Origin of the sequence: Finegoldia dalianensis, assembly GCF_046255015.1 — a bacterium.
In the GTDB taxonomy this organism is placed as follows: Bacteria; Bacillota; Clostridia; order Tissierellales; family Peptoniphilaceae; genus Finegoldia; species Finegoldia magna.
Map to the genome: position 1 here is coordinate 166,514 of NZ_JBDLBQ010000001.1, position 15,034 is coordinate 181,547.

Annotated in this window: 14 protein-coding genes; all 14 read left to right on the forward strand. The window is 29.5% G+C overall.

Annotated features, from left to right (window positions below; genetic code table 11):
• Nucleotides 1-7: 7 nt before the first annotated feature.
• A complete protein-coding gene (gene pyrB, locus ABDJ34_RS00980) occupies nt 8-928 on the forward strand; it encodes an aspartate carbamoyltransferase (protein ID WP_412701081.1) in 921 nt (306 codons plus the stop codon).
• Nucleotides 928-1,356 (forward strand): aspartate carbamoyltransferase regulatory subunit, encoded by a 429-nt coding sequence (locus tag ABDJ34_RS00985; RefSeq protein ID WP_002836363.1) that lies wholly within the window; start codon nt 928-930, stop codon nt 1,354-1,356. The genes pyrB and ABDJ34_RS00985 overlap by 1 nt, the downstream gene beginning before the upstream one ends.
• Complete coding sequence (locus ABDJ34_RS00990; RefSeq protein ID WP_412701082.1) at nt 1,356-2,552, forward strand: dihydroorotase; 1,197 nt, start codon at nt 1,356-1,358, stop codon at nt 2,550-2,552. Before ABDJ34_RS00985 ends, ABDJ34_RS00990 begins: the two co-directional genes overlap by 1 nt.
• Nucleotides 2,539-3,390, forward strand: a complete 852-nt coding sequence (gene pyrF, locus ABDJ34_RS00995) for an orotidine-5'-phosphate decarboxylase (protein WP_412701251.1) — start codon at nt 2,539-2,541, stop codon at nt 3,388-3,390. The genes ABDJ34_RS00990 and pyrF overlap by 14 nt, the downstream gene beginning before the upstream one ends.
• The gene (locus tag ABDJ34_RS01000) at nt 3,383-4,099 is read left to right on the forward strand and encodes a dihydroorotate dehydrogenase electron transfer subunit (protein WP_412701083.1); all 717 of its coding nucleotides are present in this window, start codon (nt 3,383-3,385) and stop codon (nt 4,097-4,099) included. The genes pyrF and ABDJ34_RS01000 overlap by 8 nt, the downstream gene beginning before the upstream one ends.
• A complete protein-coding gene (locus tag ABDJ34_RS01005; RefSeq protein ID WP_353317142.1) occupies nt 4,092-4,988 on the forward strand; it encodes a dihydroorotate dehydrogenase in 897 nt (298 codons plus the stop codon). The genes ABDJ34_RS01000 and ABDJ34_RS01005 overlap by 8 nt, the downstream gene beginning before the upstream one ends.
• A 10-nt stretch (nt 4,989-4,998) precedes the next feature.
• Nucleotides 4,999-5,571 (forward strand): orotate phosphoribosyltransferase, encoded by a 573-nt coding sequence (gene pyrE / locus ABDJ34_RS01010; protein ID WP_412701084.1) that lies wholly within the window; start codon nt 4,999-5,001, stop codon nt 5,569-5,571.
• Nucleotides 5,572-5,699: 128 nt separating this feature from the next.
• Complete coding sequence (locus ABDJ34_RS01015) at nt 5,700-6,404, forward strand: isoprenyl transferase (protein ID WP_412701085.1); 705 nt, start codon at nt 5,700-5,702, stop codon at nt 6,402-6,404.
• A complete protein-coding gene (locus tag ABDJ34_RS01020; RefSeq protein ID WP_412701086.1) occupies nt 6,401-7,180 on the forward strand; it encodes a phosphatidate cytidylyltransferase in 780 nt (259 codons plus the stop codon). The genes ABDJ34_RS01015 and ABDJ34_RS01020 overlap by 4 nt, the downstream gene beginning before the upstream one ends.
• A gap of 12 nt (nt 7,181-7,192) precedes the next feature.
• The gene (gene rseP / locus ABDJ34_RS01025; RefSeq protein WP_353317146.1) at nt 7,193-8,197 is read left to right on the forward strand and encodes an RIP metalloprotease RseP; all 1,005 of its coding nucleotides are present in this window, start codon (nt 7,193-7,195) and stop codon (nt 8,195-8,197) included.
• A gap of 50 nt (nt 8,198-8,247) precedes the next feature.
• On the forward strand, nt 8,248-9,297 hold the full coding sequence (ispG, locus tag ABDJ34_RS01030) for a flavodoxin-dependent (E)-4-hydroxy-3-methylbut-2-enyl-diphosphate synthase (RefSeq protein ID WP_353317147.1): 1,050 nt from the start codon (nt 8,248-8,250) through the stop codon (nt 9,295-9,297).
• Nucleotides 9,298-13,563, forward strand: a complete 4,266-nt coding sequence (locus ABDJ34_RS01035; RefSeq protein WP_353317148.1) for a PolC-type DNA polymerase III — start codon at nt 9,298-9,300, stop codon at nt 13,561-13,563.
• A 32-nt stretch (nt 13,564-13,595) separates the two neighbouring features.
• Complete coding sequence (locus ABDJ34_RS01040; RefSeq protein WP_316532495.1) at nt 13,596-14,579, forward strand: PhoH family protein; 984 nt, start codon at nt 13,596-13,598, stop codon at nt 14,577-14,579.
• Nucleotides 14,560-15,021, forward strand: a complete 462-nt coding sequence (gene ybeY / locus ABDJ34_RS01045) for an rRNA maturation RNase YbeY (RefSeq protein ID WP_094224673.1) — start codon at nt 14,560-14,562, stop codon at nt 15,019-15,021. The genes ABDJ34_RS01040 and ybeY overlap by 20 nt, the downstream gene beginning before the upstream one ends.
• Nucleotides 15,022-15,034: the final 13 nt, after the last annotated feature.

Sequence of the window (15,034 nt, forward strand, 5' to 3'; positions counted from 1 at the left end):
GATAGTTATGTTAAAAAATAGAAATTTAATTAACGCAGATGATTTTAATGTAGAAGAGATAAACGAAATATTAAATTTAGCAGAAGAAATTATAAAGAGTCCTTCTGATTTTTCTAATTTGTGTAATGGAAAAATCTTAGGGACTCTTTTTTTTGAGCCTTCAACAAGAACAAGATTAAGTTTTGAATCAGCAATACATAGATTAGGTGGAGATTGCATAGGTTTTTCAGAAAGTGCAAGCTCATCAACATCAAAAGGTGAATCTTTAGCTGATACAATAAGAACAGTATCGAATTATACAGATATAATTGCAATGAGAAACCCTAAAGAAGGTTCAGCGGTTTTAGCTAGTTCTTATGCAGAAGTTCCATTGATAAATGCAGGTGATGGGGGTCATCAACACCCAACTCAAACCTTGACAGACTTGTTGACAATTTGGATGACTAAAAAAAGATTAAACAACATGACAATAGGATTGTGTGGGGATTTAAAATTTGGTAGAACAGTACATTCTTTGATAAAAGCAATGTCAAGATATGAAAACAACAAATTCGTCTTAATATCTCCAGAAGAACTTCAAGTACCTGATTATATTAAGATATTTTTAAAATCAAAAAATATAGAATTTAAAGAAGTTGAAAAAATGGAAGATGTAATTGGTGAACTTGATATTTTATACATGACTAGAGTCCAACGTGAAAGATTCTTCAATGAAGCAGATTATGTTAGATTGAAAGATTCGTATATATTAGATAATGATAAGATGAAATTAGCTTTAGATGATTTAGCTGTACTTCATCCATTGCCAAGAGTAAATGAAATAGCTACAGAAGTTGATAGCGATCCAAGAGCAGTTTATTTTAAGCAAGTTAGATACGGTGTAATTGTTAGAATGGCGTTAATATTGAAATTATTAGGGGTGAGATAATGTTAAACATTAATAGTATTGAAAAAGGTATTGTAATCGATCATATTAAATGTGGAATGGGTTATAAAATATTCCAACTTTTAAAGTTAGACAAGGCTGACTATACAGTTGCATTGATTATGAATGCACAATCAGGTAAATTGGGAAGAAAAGATATGATTAAAATCGAAAATGTTATTGATATAGATTTTGATATACTTGGAGTATTCGATGATAATATGACCGTTAATATAATTGAAAATGAAAAAATAAAAGAAAAAATTAGCTTGAATTTGCCAGAACATTTCGAAGGCTTTATTAAATGCAAAAATCCTAGATGTATTACTCAGTCTGAACGAAGTATTGTACAAAAATTTAGTTTAGTTGATAAGGATACTAGAACTTATAAATGTGATTATTGTGATCATCTATATAACGTGGAGGAATAATGAAACTGCTGCTTAAAAATTGTCATATCATAGATAGAGATAAAGATCTATTTGCTGATATTTTAATAGAAAATGGTAAAATAAAAGCAATAGGAGAAATATTTGAAGAATGTGATGAAATCATTGATATAAACAATAAAATTGTAATGCCAGGATTCATAGATTTGCACACTCATTTCAGATATCCAGGTCAAGAAAACAAAGAGGATTTACACACTGGTAGTCTGTCAGCCCTTGCTGGAGGCTACACAAGTTGTAATTTGATGGGTAACACTAAACCAGTCGTGGATAATAATGAAATCTACAATCAAATTATAGATAAATCAAAAGAAATTGATCTAATAAATATATATCAATGCATGGCCACAACAAAAGATTTAAAATCTATAGAAATGATTAATTTTGAAAAAGCAGATAATAATATCAAATTTTTTAGTGAAGACGGGAAAGGCATAACAGACTCTTTACTAGCTTTTAATATCTTTACAGAAATAGAAAAAATAAACAAGGGTATAATGGTACATGCAGAAGACCATAATCTAACAAAGATTTCTACAAGGTATGCAGAGGATTTAGAAACAATTAGAGATTGCTACTTAAGCTTAAAAACAGGATGTAGAGTTCATTTTTGTCACGTTAGCACTATTGACTCATTGGAAGCGATAAAATTCTACAAAGAAAAAAATGCGCCAATTACTTGCGAAGTTACTCCTCATCACATATATATGAAAGATAGTGATTTTAGAGTAAATCCTTCAATAAGAACTCAAGAAGATATAGATTGCATAATAAAAATGATAAAAAATAATACAGTAGATGCTATTGCAACGGATCATGCACCTCATACTAAAGATGATAAAGATAAAGGTGCATGTGGAATGATTGGATTAGAGACAGCCTTTAATATTGCATATAAAGTATTGCATGAAGAAAATGATATATCATTAAACAAAATATCTGAATTAATGAGTTACAATCCAGCTAAGATATTAGGGGAAAACAAAGGTGTTATAAATCCGACATACGATGCTGATTTAGTTATAATTGATATTAATAAAGAAATCAAAGTAGGAAAATTTAATTCAAAATCAAACAATTGTCCATTTATTGGCGAAAAATTTAGGGGTAGTATTGAGATGACAATCGTAAATGGAAAAGTTAAATTTGAGAAAGGGGCTAAAAATGATAATAGATAAGCTTTCTGAAAGAATAAACGAAAGATCTATAGTATGTGTAGGACTAGATACTAGTACAAATTATGTACCAGAAAATATGAAAAAAGGAAAGAAAGTTAGCGAATATTTATTTGATTTTAATAAGGAAATCATAGATAATACAAAAGATTTAGTAGCATGTTTTAAGGTGCAAATTGCTTACTACGAAGCACATGGTATAGAAGGATTATTAGCTTACAAAAACACTCTCAAATATCTTAAAGATAATAATTTAATATCAATTGCCGATGTAAAAAGAGGAGACATCGCAAATACAGCAAAAGAATATGCAAAAGCACATTTTGAAGGTGATTTTGAAGCTGACTTTATAACCGTAAATCCATTTATGGGATATGATACTTTAGAACATTACTTACCTTACCTTGAATCCGAAGAAAAAGGAATATTCGTATTAATGAGAACATCAAACCCAGGTTCAAAAGATATCCAATATAAGGATTATAAAGGTCAACCACTATATTACGAAATAGGTGATAATTTGAATAATATCGCAAAGGATTATCTAGGAGAATGCACTTTAAGTTCTTTAGGATTTGTAGTAGGTGGAACTCAGAGTGAAAATGCAAACAAGATTAGAGAGAGATATCCAAATATAATGTTTTTAATTCCAGGTTACGGCGCACAAGGAGCAAAACCAGAAGATATCAGAGTTTACCTTGACAATTTTAAAAAAGGAATTGTGAATTCATCAAGAGGCATCATATTAAATTACAGAAATTTTGATGATGGAGAAGAAAATATCGGTAAATATGCTAGAAAAGCTGTAGAAGATATGAGAAAGGATATTTACGGTGAATAAATATATCGAGTCTGAAATAATACTTAATGAAGAAATTAGTGATGGAATTTTTAAATTGGTTTTAAAAGGAAAATTCCAAGGTGATCCTGGACAATTTTATATGTTGAGAGCATGGGATGAATCACCACTTCTTCCTAGGCCTCTAAGTATTTGTGATTTAGATGAGGAAAGTATAACATTTTTATACGCTGTCGTAGGCAAAGGAACATCTATAATCTCGTCGATGAGAGTGGGAGAAAGTATAAAAATTCTTGGGCCTTTAGGAAACGGATTCGAATTACATCCAGAAGCTAAATGTGCTATAGTTGCTGGTGGTATTGGGATTGCTCCAATGAAATATTTGTCCAGAAAATTAAAAAACGTGGATTTGTATGTTGGATACAGAAATACAACATATATGGAAGATGAGATTTTAAATAAAAATAAAACAATCATTTCTACCGAAGATGGATCAATTGGATTTAAAGGATATATAACGGAATACGTAAAAAACAATTATGAATATATTTATGCTTGCGGTCCAAATCCAATGATGAATTCTTTAAAGAAAAGAAATCTTGATGCGACAGAATTTTATTCACTAGAAGCTCACATGGCCTGTGGAATAGGAGCGTGTTTAGGATGTACTGTTCATACAACTAATGGACTTAAAAGAGTTTGCAAAGATGGCCCAATTTTTGAAAAAAATGAGGTGATATTTGATGCTTAAAACAAACTTTTGCGGCGTAGAATTCAAAAATCCTGTTGTTGGAGCTTCTGGCACATTTGGATTCGGAAGAGAATATGAGAACTTTACAGATCTAAATAAATTAGGAGGTATTTCAACAAAAGGATTAACAATTCAACCTAAAAATGGAAATACTGGTTTAAGAATTTATGAAACACCTTCTGGAATTATGAATAGTATAGGATTACAAAATCCATCTGTTCAAGAGTTCATTAATAGGGATCTGGACTATATGTTGTCTTTGGATACTGTTACTATTGCAAATATTGGTGGTTCTGATATAAAAAGTTATATTGAAGCAGTTGAACTTATATCAAGCACTGACATAAAAATAATTGAGTTAAATATTTCATGCCCCAACGTTAAAGAGGGAGGAATGGCTTTTGGAATAAAATGCGATATAGCAGAAAAAGTTGTATCAGAAGTAAGAAAGCATACCGATAAAATTTTAATGGTAAAATTATCTCCAAACGCTAATGATATAGTTGAAATGGCTAAAACGTGTGAGGATTCGGGAGCGGATGCGATTAGTCTTGTTAATACTTTTAATGCGTTAGCGATAGATATTAATAAAAGAAAACCAGTATTTGACAATATAACTGCTGGTCTTTCAGGACCTTGCATAAAACCAATAGCTTTAAGAATGTGTAGAGATGTGTGCAAAAATGTTAAAATTCCTGTTTGTGGTATGGGTGGAATTCAAAATTACAAGGATGCACTAGAATTTATTATGGTAGGTTGTCACTTAGTTCAAGTTGGTACAGCAAATTTTGTGAATCCAAATGTTATGGTTGAAATAGCAAATGGCATGGAAAACTACCTTAAAGAAAATAATTTTAAATCAATAGAAGATATCAGGAATATTATTTAGGAGGAAAATGATGGATAGAGTTGTTGAATTATTAAAAGAAAGTAATGCATTGTTAGAAGGTCATTTCTTATTGTCATCTGGAAATCACAGTGATAAGTATTGTCAATGTGCAAAATTATTACAATATCCAGACAAAGCTGAAGAAGTAATAAAAGTTATTGCTGAAAAGCTTAAAGATATTGAATTTGATACTGTTGTTGGACCTGCAATGGGAGGAATAATAGTAGCTTATGAACTAGGAAGACAACTACATAAACCAGCTATATTTACTGAAAGAAAAGATGGCGAAATGTGTCTTAGAAGAGGTTTTGAAGTAAAAAAAGGCGAGAAAGTTATTATTTCAGAAGATGTTGTAACCACTGCTAAATCTTCATATGAGACTAAAAAAGTTTTGGAAGATTTGGGAGCTGAAGTAGTAGGAATTTGTTGCTTAGTAGATAGAAGTGTAAATCTGGATATTGATTTACCTTTGTACAGTGCAACAAAAATTGATATTGAAATTTTCAAACCGGAAGAATGTCCTTTATGTAAAAAAGGAATAGAATTGGTAAAACCTGGTTCAAGAGAAATTAAAAGCAAATAATATATTATAAAAATAAGCCTAATTTGAAGATTTTCTAATGAGATATTCAAATATTAAGGCTTATTTTTTGTGTAAGAAAAAATCAAAATATGATACAATAATTAAGAATAAACTAAAAGGAATTGAAAATGGATTTATCAAATTTAGATCAAGATAGACTGCCTAAACATATTGCCATAATAATGGATGGAAATGGAAGATGGGCTACAAAAAGAAATAAACCCAGAGTATTTGGGCATAATGAAGGGATGAAAAGAGTTGTTGATGTTGTCGAAAACTCATTAAATATTGGAATAAAATATTTATCCCTGTATGCTTTTTCGACAGAAAATTGGAAAAGACCACAAAAAGAAATAGATTTTTTGATGCAAATACTCATAAAATATATAGATGACCAATTAAATAAACTAGTAACTCAAGGAGTCAAGATTAATATTTTGGGAGATATTAGTGTATTGCCCGAAAAAGTAATTCAAAAGATTGAATACGCATTGGATTCAACAAAAGATAATGATAAACTTATTCTAAATATAGCTATTAATTATGGTTCAAGACAAGAGATATTAAGAGCTGTGAATACTGCGATAGTAGATGGAGAAATCCTGACTGATGATGAGTTCTCAAAACTTTTATACACGAGAAATCAACCAGACGTTGATTTGCTAATAAGACCAGGCGGAGAAAAAAGGCTAAGCAATTTCTTGCTTTATCAAATGTCTTATGCAGAACTTTATTTTTCGGATATATATTGGCCTGATTTCAAATTAGAATCACTTATAGATGCAATTTATTGGTATCAAAATAGGAATAGAAGATTTGGTGGATTGAAATGAAATTTTTAAAAAGGACATTAACAGGAATAATAATTTTATTGTTATCTATTTTTTGCGTTTCTAAAGGTGGAATTTATCTTTTAATAATGAATTTATTCCTAAGCACTGTTGCAATTTACGAACTAGAAAATGTAATTAACAAGGAGTATTACAATAGCATTAACATTAATAATTTGATTATTAATATATTGTTTAATGTTAGTTTTAATTTAAGTATTTATTTTAAAAAAGAATTATTTGCGATTGTTTTATTGTGTAGTTTTAGTTTGATAGAATTGACTTTGTATACAATTTTTGACAAACCTATCAAAGAAGTATTAAATAACTATTTCTTACACATATATATTACGATTACTTTTTCGTTAATGTATTTTATTTCTGGAACTGAATTTATTTGGCTTATCTATATATGTTCATGGGGGACAGACACAGCAGCATATTGTACAGGAATGTTATTCGGAAAACACAAATTGACAAAGATTAGTCCTAAAAAAACTATTGAAGGAGCTATTGGTGGAATTATAGGAAGCATGATAATTGGAGCTATTTTTTCTATATTTTACGGTAATTTAAATGTTGTTAAGATAGTTATCATAGCTTTATTCGGTTCGATTATATCTCAAATTGGGGATATAAGCGCTTCTAAAATTAAAAGAAAAGCCAATGTGAAAGATTTTGGTAATATTTTTATTGGACATGGTGGAGTAATGGATCGATTTGATAGTTTTATTTTTGTTTTGCCTTATCTTTCAATATTATATTGTTTAGGGTTTTAATTAGGAGGAAATGTGATTACAATAATTTCATCAATTATAATATTTTTACTTGTAATTTTAATACATGAATTTGGACATTTTATCGTAGCGAAAATGAATGGAGTATCTGTTTTGGAATTTTCAATAGGTATGGGACCAAAACTTTTCCAAAGAGAATCAAATGGAACTCTTTATTCTTTGAGAATGTTACCTGTGGGAGGTTATTGTCAGCTAGAAGGGGAAGACGAAGAAAACGACAGCCCGAATTCTTTGAATAATCAATCTCCGCTTGTAAGGCTTAAAGTAATTTTAGCTGGTGCCATTATGAATTTTATATTAGCTTTTATTTTGTTAATTTTATTAATGTCTGTAAGTAGAGTTAGTACAGAAGTATCCGGTGTGATAAAAGATTCACCAGCATACTCTTCGGGTATACAAACAGGAGATCAAATTGTATCTATAAATGGGGAGAATGTAAGTGATGGAGAAGAATTATTAAAAAGTATCAAAGAATCACAAGGTGATTTAAATATTGGAGTAATAAGAGATTCTCAATCAAAGAATATAAAAGTCACTCCAAGATTAGAAAATAATATTAGAAAAATTGGAGTAAACTTTCAAGAAGAATATAATATTAAAAATTTTAGTATAGTCAAAGGCTTTAAAAAAGGCTTGATAACTTTTCTTAATTTGACAGGGATGTTATATAAATTCCTAGGGATGCTTATAACTGGTCAATTAGGTTTAGGGGGAGTTAGTGGACCTGTTGGCGTGGTCAAAGAGATTGGCAATGCTGCAAAAACAGGTGTTGCTAATTTAATTTTTTTATTAGCGTATATTAACATTAATTTAGGTGTCTTTAATTTATTGCCTATTCCAGCTTTAGATGGAGGAAGAGCGATATTCATACTAATTGAGATGATATTTGGTAAAAAAATATCTCAAGAAAAAGAAGGCTATATACACATGGTAGGATTAATTTTGCTTTTAGCATTAATCGCCATAGTTACAATTAAAGATGTTATTAAATTATTTTAAATGTTTTGATTAGGCCTTTATGGGCCTTTTTAAATTTGAAAGGTGAAGTAATGAAAAGAGAAGATACAAAAAGAATTTACGTAGGAAATGTTGCTGTGGGAAATGGAGCAAGAGTTACAGTTCAATCTATGACTAATACCGATACAAAAGATGTTGAAAGCACTGTTAAACAAATTAAAGAATTTGAATCTATAGGATGTGATATTTCTAGAAGTGCAATTAATGATTTGGAAGATGCTAAGGCGATACCAATTATAAAAAGTATGACGAATATACCATTTATTGCTGACATTCAATTTCATCACAAATTAGCATTAGCTGCAATTGAAAACGGGTGTGATTGTATCAGAATTAATCCTGGCAATATTGGTGGAATAGATAGAGTCAAAGAAATTGTAGATTGTTGCAAACATCATAAAATTTCCATGAGAATTGGTGTAAACAGTGGATCTATTAATCAAAAATTCATTGACAAATATCATGGAGTAAATGTGGATTCAATATGTTATAGTTGCCTTGATCAAATAAGAATGATTGAAGATATGGGATTTGATGATATCAAATTATCATTAAAATCTTCTAATGTTAATATGTCAATAAAAGCTTATGAAAAAATGTCAGAGCTATGTAATTATCCTCTACATGTCGGTATAACAGAAGCAGGTCCTTCTACTAAAGGAATTATCAAATCCAGTGTAGGAATAGGAAGTATTTTGTCAAAAGGAATTGGAGATACTATCAGAGTTTCTTTAACTGGTGATCCTAAAGAAGAAATTATTGTAGGAAGACAAATTTTAATGAGTTTAGGTTTATTAAATGAAGGAATTGAAATAATTTCATGTCCAACATGTGCTAGAACCAAGATTGATTTGATAAGTATAGTGAATGAAGCTGAAAAAAAATTGGATAAAATAGATAAACACATTAAAGTTGCTATTATGGGTTGCGTTGTAAATGGACCAGGAGAAGCAAAAGAAGCTGATATTGGTATAGCAGGTGGAAATGGAGTAGGCTTAATATTTAAAAAAGGAGAAATTGTACGAAAAGTTAAGGAAGAAGAATTATTAGATGTATTAATCGAAGAGATAGAGAGGTTATAAATGCATTTATTACTCAACGATGTATTAAAAAAAATCGGCCTAAAATATGATTCAAAATATCCAATTTACATTGATAAATTAACTTACAATAAAGATAATGATGAGTTAGATTGTTTGATAAATGTTCAAAAAGATGAGAATAAAGACAACTTGGCAGAATTTATACAAAAAGACTTATTAAATTTTATAGCAAAAATTAATATCAATTTTACAGAATATGAAGATTCAAAAATCAATTTCTCAAAAGATGCTTTGATTAAAATTTTAAAATCAAATGATTTTTGTGAATATTCTACTTGTATTGATTTCGAAAGTTCAAAAATAAATGATTCTGAAATTTCACTTATTTTTAATTTTGAGCAAATAAGGGATAAGTTTATATCAAATCAAAAGGATAATGAATTAATAAAATTAATAAGTAAATCATATAATTTAAGTTATTCTGTAAAATCTGAAATTGTTGAGTTAAAGGATAACGATGATTATAGACAAAATTTAATCGAGTACGATAATTCAATTCGAAAAAAAATAGCTAAATCCATAAAAGATACTCCAAAGCAAGAAAAAGAAGAAGTTAAAAAAACGGGAATAAAATGTGGTAAAGACATAACCAAGTCTCCAATTAAAATTAAAGAAATTATAGAAAATGAAGATGATACTTGTATCAGAGCTGAGATTATTGATGTAGATATAAGAAGCATAAAAGATGGAGAAAGTTTTATTATCTCTTTGGATCTAAGGGATGAAAGTGGAGCTGTTTTTGCAAAGAAATTTTTGAAGAAAAAAGAATTTGAAGCATTTGGTGATAAATTGAAATCGGGAGTTTATCTTTTATTAACAGGAAGGTTGGAATTTGATAGATTTACTTCTGGAAAGTCCTTTTCAATAAGACAAATGCAAGAAGTTGAAAAGCCGGAATCTAGAAAAGATGAATATGAGAAAAAACGTGTAGAACTACACATGTATTCTCAAATGAGCCAACTAGATGGATTTATTGACTTGGATGAATGCTGTAAAACTCTAAAAAAATGGGGACATCCAGCGCTGGGTTTAACGGATAAATCCGTAGTACAAGGTTATCCACAATTGTATGATGCTTGTAGCAAAAATGGAATAAAACCACTTTTTGGAATGGAAGCTAAAATAATAGAAGATGATTTTAGGATAATAACAAATCCTTATGATTCTATGAATTTGCAAGAATTTGTAGTTTTTGATATAGAAACTACAGGATTATCAAATGCAACAGAAAAAATTACGGAAATTGGTGCTGTAAAGATTGTGGACAATCAAATTGTAGATGAATTTAACCAGTTAATTAATCCAGAAATTCCAATACCAGAAAAAATAACGGAATTAACGTCTATAACAAATGAAATGGTAAAAGATATGCCTAAAATAGACGAAGTATTACCTGAGTTTTTAAAATTTGTTGGTGACTGCACTTTAATAGCACATAATGCAGATTTCGATATGGGATTTATCAAGAAAAATTGTCTTGATTTGAGAATTAAACCCGTAAGAACATATATAGACACACTAGCTTTTGCAAGGGCATTGGAACCTCATCTCAAAAATCATAAACTTGATACTTTGACAAAAAAATACAACGTTAATTTATTCAACCATCACAGAGCTTGTGATGATGCAAGAGCAACAGGAGAAGTATTCATTTGTATGGTCAAAGATCTTGAAAAAAGAGGAGTTAAATTTGATATCAATATAAATAAAATGGATTCTGATTGGAGCATATCTAAAAGAGAATCTCATATTGCAACAATATACGCTAAAAACTTAGTAGGTTTGAAAAACTTGTATAAACTTGTGACTGCTTCTAATTTAAAATATTTTTACAGAGAAGGTGGAATACCAAAATCTGAATTGAATAAAAGAAGAGAAGGTCTTGTAATTGGATCTGGAAACGAAGATGGAGAATTAATAAAAGCAATACTTGGATTTGAATCAGATGAAAAATTAGATGAGATTATTTCAAGGTATGATTTTTTGGAGGTTCAACCACCACTTTATTATGATGGAGTAAAGTCAAAAAGAATGAGCTTTAACTTAAAAAGTTGTGAAGAATTAACTAGAAAACTATATGATTTATCAAAAAAGCACAATAAACCTCTTGTTGCAGATTCTTATGCAAAATACTTCGAAAAAACGGACTATATTTTTAGAAATATAATATTAGAAGGTCAACCTAGAAAAATTTATGGCGAAAAATTCCCTACGTTGTTTTTCAGAACAACTGATGAAATGATAAATGAATTTAGCTTTTTAGAAAAAGATGTGGCTGAGGAAATAGTAATAGATAATACCATAAAAATTTCAGAAATGCTAAATGATATTAAGCCAATACCAGATGGAACTTTTCCACCAGTTATTGAAGGCTCTGATACAGAATTAAGAGAAATGACTTATAAAAAAGCTAGAAGTATATATGGCGATGATTTACCAGAGATTGTTGAAAATAGATTAGAACGTGAATTGTCATCTATAATTTCAAATGGATATGCCGTATTATATATTATCGCTCAAAAATTAGTAAAGAAAAGCAATGAAGATGGATATCTGGTTGGATCAAGAGGATCTGTAGGCTCAAGCTTTGTTGCGACAATGGCTGATATAACCGAAGTTAATCCTTTAATTCCGCATTATATTTGTGAAAACTGCAAACATTCTGAGTTTATACATGATGAAAATATTGGATCGGGAGTGGACCTTGAAGATAAAACCTGTCCTGTATGTGGACAACCATTAAAAAAGGAAGGTCATAATATACCATTCGAAGTTTTCTTAGGATTTGATGGTGATAAGGAGCCAGATATTGATTTGAACTTTGCTGGGGAATATCAACCTACTGTTCACAAATATACTGAAGAATTATTTGGAGAAGGAAAGGTATTTAGAGCTGGAACTATTGGTACAATTTCCGATAAAACAGCTTATGGATATATTAAGAAATATTTCGAAGATAAAAACGAATACATTAATAATTCAGAGATAAAATATTTACAAAAAGGAATCTTGGGAGTTAAAAGAACATCGGGTCAACATCCGGGTGGAGTAATGATAGTTCCAAGAGATAAGGATATTGAAGATTTTTGTCCAGTTCAACATCCCGCTGATGATGTTAATAGTGACATTATTACTACTCATTTCAATTATAAGTCTATAAGTGGGAGGATTTTAAAGCTTGATTTGCTTGGACACGATGTTCCAACAATTATAAAAATGTTATCGGATATGACAGGAGTGGATCCATTAACTATCCCTATGGATGATAAAGAGACTATGAGTATTTTTTCATCGATAGATGCTTTACACTTTGAAGAATTAATCGATGGTTTAGATATAGGAACGTTAGGAATACCAGAGTTTGGTACAAACTTTGTAAGAGGAATGTTAAGAGATACAACCCCAAAAACTTTTTCTGAGTTAGTTAGAATTTCTGGATTATCTCACGGTACAAATGTATGGTTAAATAATGCACAAGATCTAATAAGAGATGGTGTTGTTGAATTAAAGGATACTATTTGTACAAGAGATGATATTATGATTTATCTAATAAATAAAGGCCTTGAAAAGAAAAGATCATTTAAAATAATGGAAACAGTAAGAAAAAATAGACTTCTTGATGAGGATACACTAAATTATATGACTGAAAATGGTGTTCCAGATTGGTATATTGAATCTTGTAAAACAATTGAATATCTTTTCCCTAAGGCGCACGCCGTAGCTTATGTTATGATGAGTTACAGAATTGCTTATTTTAAAGTACACTATCCAGAAGCTTTTTATTCGACATTTTTTACTATAAAATTACAAGATTATCCAGGTGATGTTATTGTGAGAGGATTAAGTTCAATTAGAGAAGAAATGCAATCTTTGAAGGATAAATACAAAGAATCAAATTCTAAGATGACAGCAAAGGATAGTAACAAATACTCTGTATTAGAAGTAGCAGAAGAAATGTATTGCAGAGGAATAAAACAATCAAGAGTTAACTTGTATAAATCTGATAAGGCTAGGTTCAAAGTATTAGAAAAAGGATTCATTCAACCTCCTTTTAATGCACTAGAAGGGGTTAGCGATGCAAACTCTATTGCTATTTTTGAAGAAATACAAAAGGGTGATTTTATTTCAAAACAAGATTTTACTATGAGAACGAAAGTTAATAAAACAGCTTTAGAAATACTAGAAAACCACGGTGTTTTAGATGGTTTACAAAACGAAAACCAAATAAGTTTATTTGATTTTTAGTGATATGTTATAATTAGATAAATGGAGTGATTATGGATAAACATTTAATTTACAAAACTAATAATGAAAAATTAATAACATTTATTTTTGGTCAATTAGAAAAAAATGCAAAAAAAATTGAAGAAGCTTGTGATGTTATATTAAAGATTTCTGAAGAAGGTATTCTAATTAGTGGTTCTGATTTGAATATTGAAAGTGCTAGTAATCTTTTAGAATCATTAAATACACATACTTTATCCGGGAATGAAATAACAGATCAAGATTTGGATTATTTGCTTTCTAACTTAGAAAAAATAAAACAAGAAAATATTTCAAAAATTAAGGACTATATAATTTGTTACAATTCAAAAGGTAAACCTTTAAAGCCAAAAACTGTAAATCAAAGAAATTATGTTGAAATGATTAATAAAAATGATATTGTTTTTGGAATAGGTCCTGCCGGTACAGGAAAAACTTATTTGGCAATGGCGATGGCAATAAATGCATTTAGGAATAATGAAGTGGATAGGATAATTTTAACTAGACCTGCTGTAGAAGCTGGAGAAAGTTTAGGATTTTTGCCGGGAGATCTTCAAGAAAAAATTGATCCTTATCTAAGACCAATATACGATGCTATGTTTGATATACTAGGTTATGAAAATTTTGAAAAATTCAAAGAAAGAGGATTGATTGAAGTAGCACCATTGGCATATATGAGAGGTAGAACTTTAGATAATGCATATATTATATTAGATGAAGCGCAAAACACTACCAATGAACAAATGAAGATGTTTTTAACTAGAATAGGATATGGTTCAAAAGCTATAGTAACGGGAGACATTACACAAGTAGATTTACCAAGAGGTAAAAAATCAGGATTACTAGTTGCGACTAATATTCTTAGGGACATAAAAGGAATAAGCTTTTTAGAATTTGAAAAAACAGATGTTGTAAGACATCCACTAGTACAAAAAATTATTGGAGCTTATGAAAAATTAGATAACAATAGGTCAAATTATGATAATACAGATAAGTAATAGACAAGATGATTTTCAAATTGATGATGAATTAAGATCGAATATTGAAAACTCAATAAAAATATGTTTGCTTCAAGAATTAAATGATGATAATTATGAGATATCTTTGTCATTTGTTAGTGAAGAAGAAATTAAAGAACTTAATAGAGATTATCGAAATAAAGATAGTGTAACAGATGTGTTGAGCTTTCCTTTAGAAGATGATTTTCAAGTTCAAACAAATCTTTTGGGTGATATTATTATATGCTGCAAAAGAGCTTTAGAACAAGCTAAAGAATACAATCATTCTATTAAAAGAGAAATTGTGTACTTGGTTGTACATTCTATGTTTCATTTGTTGGGTTATGATCATATTGATGAAAGTGATAAAATTATTATGAGAAATAAAGAAAAATCGGCCTTGAAAGAAATAGGTATCTATAAAGATGAAGAATTTAATTAGGAAGTCAAAGGAT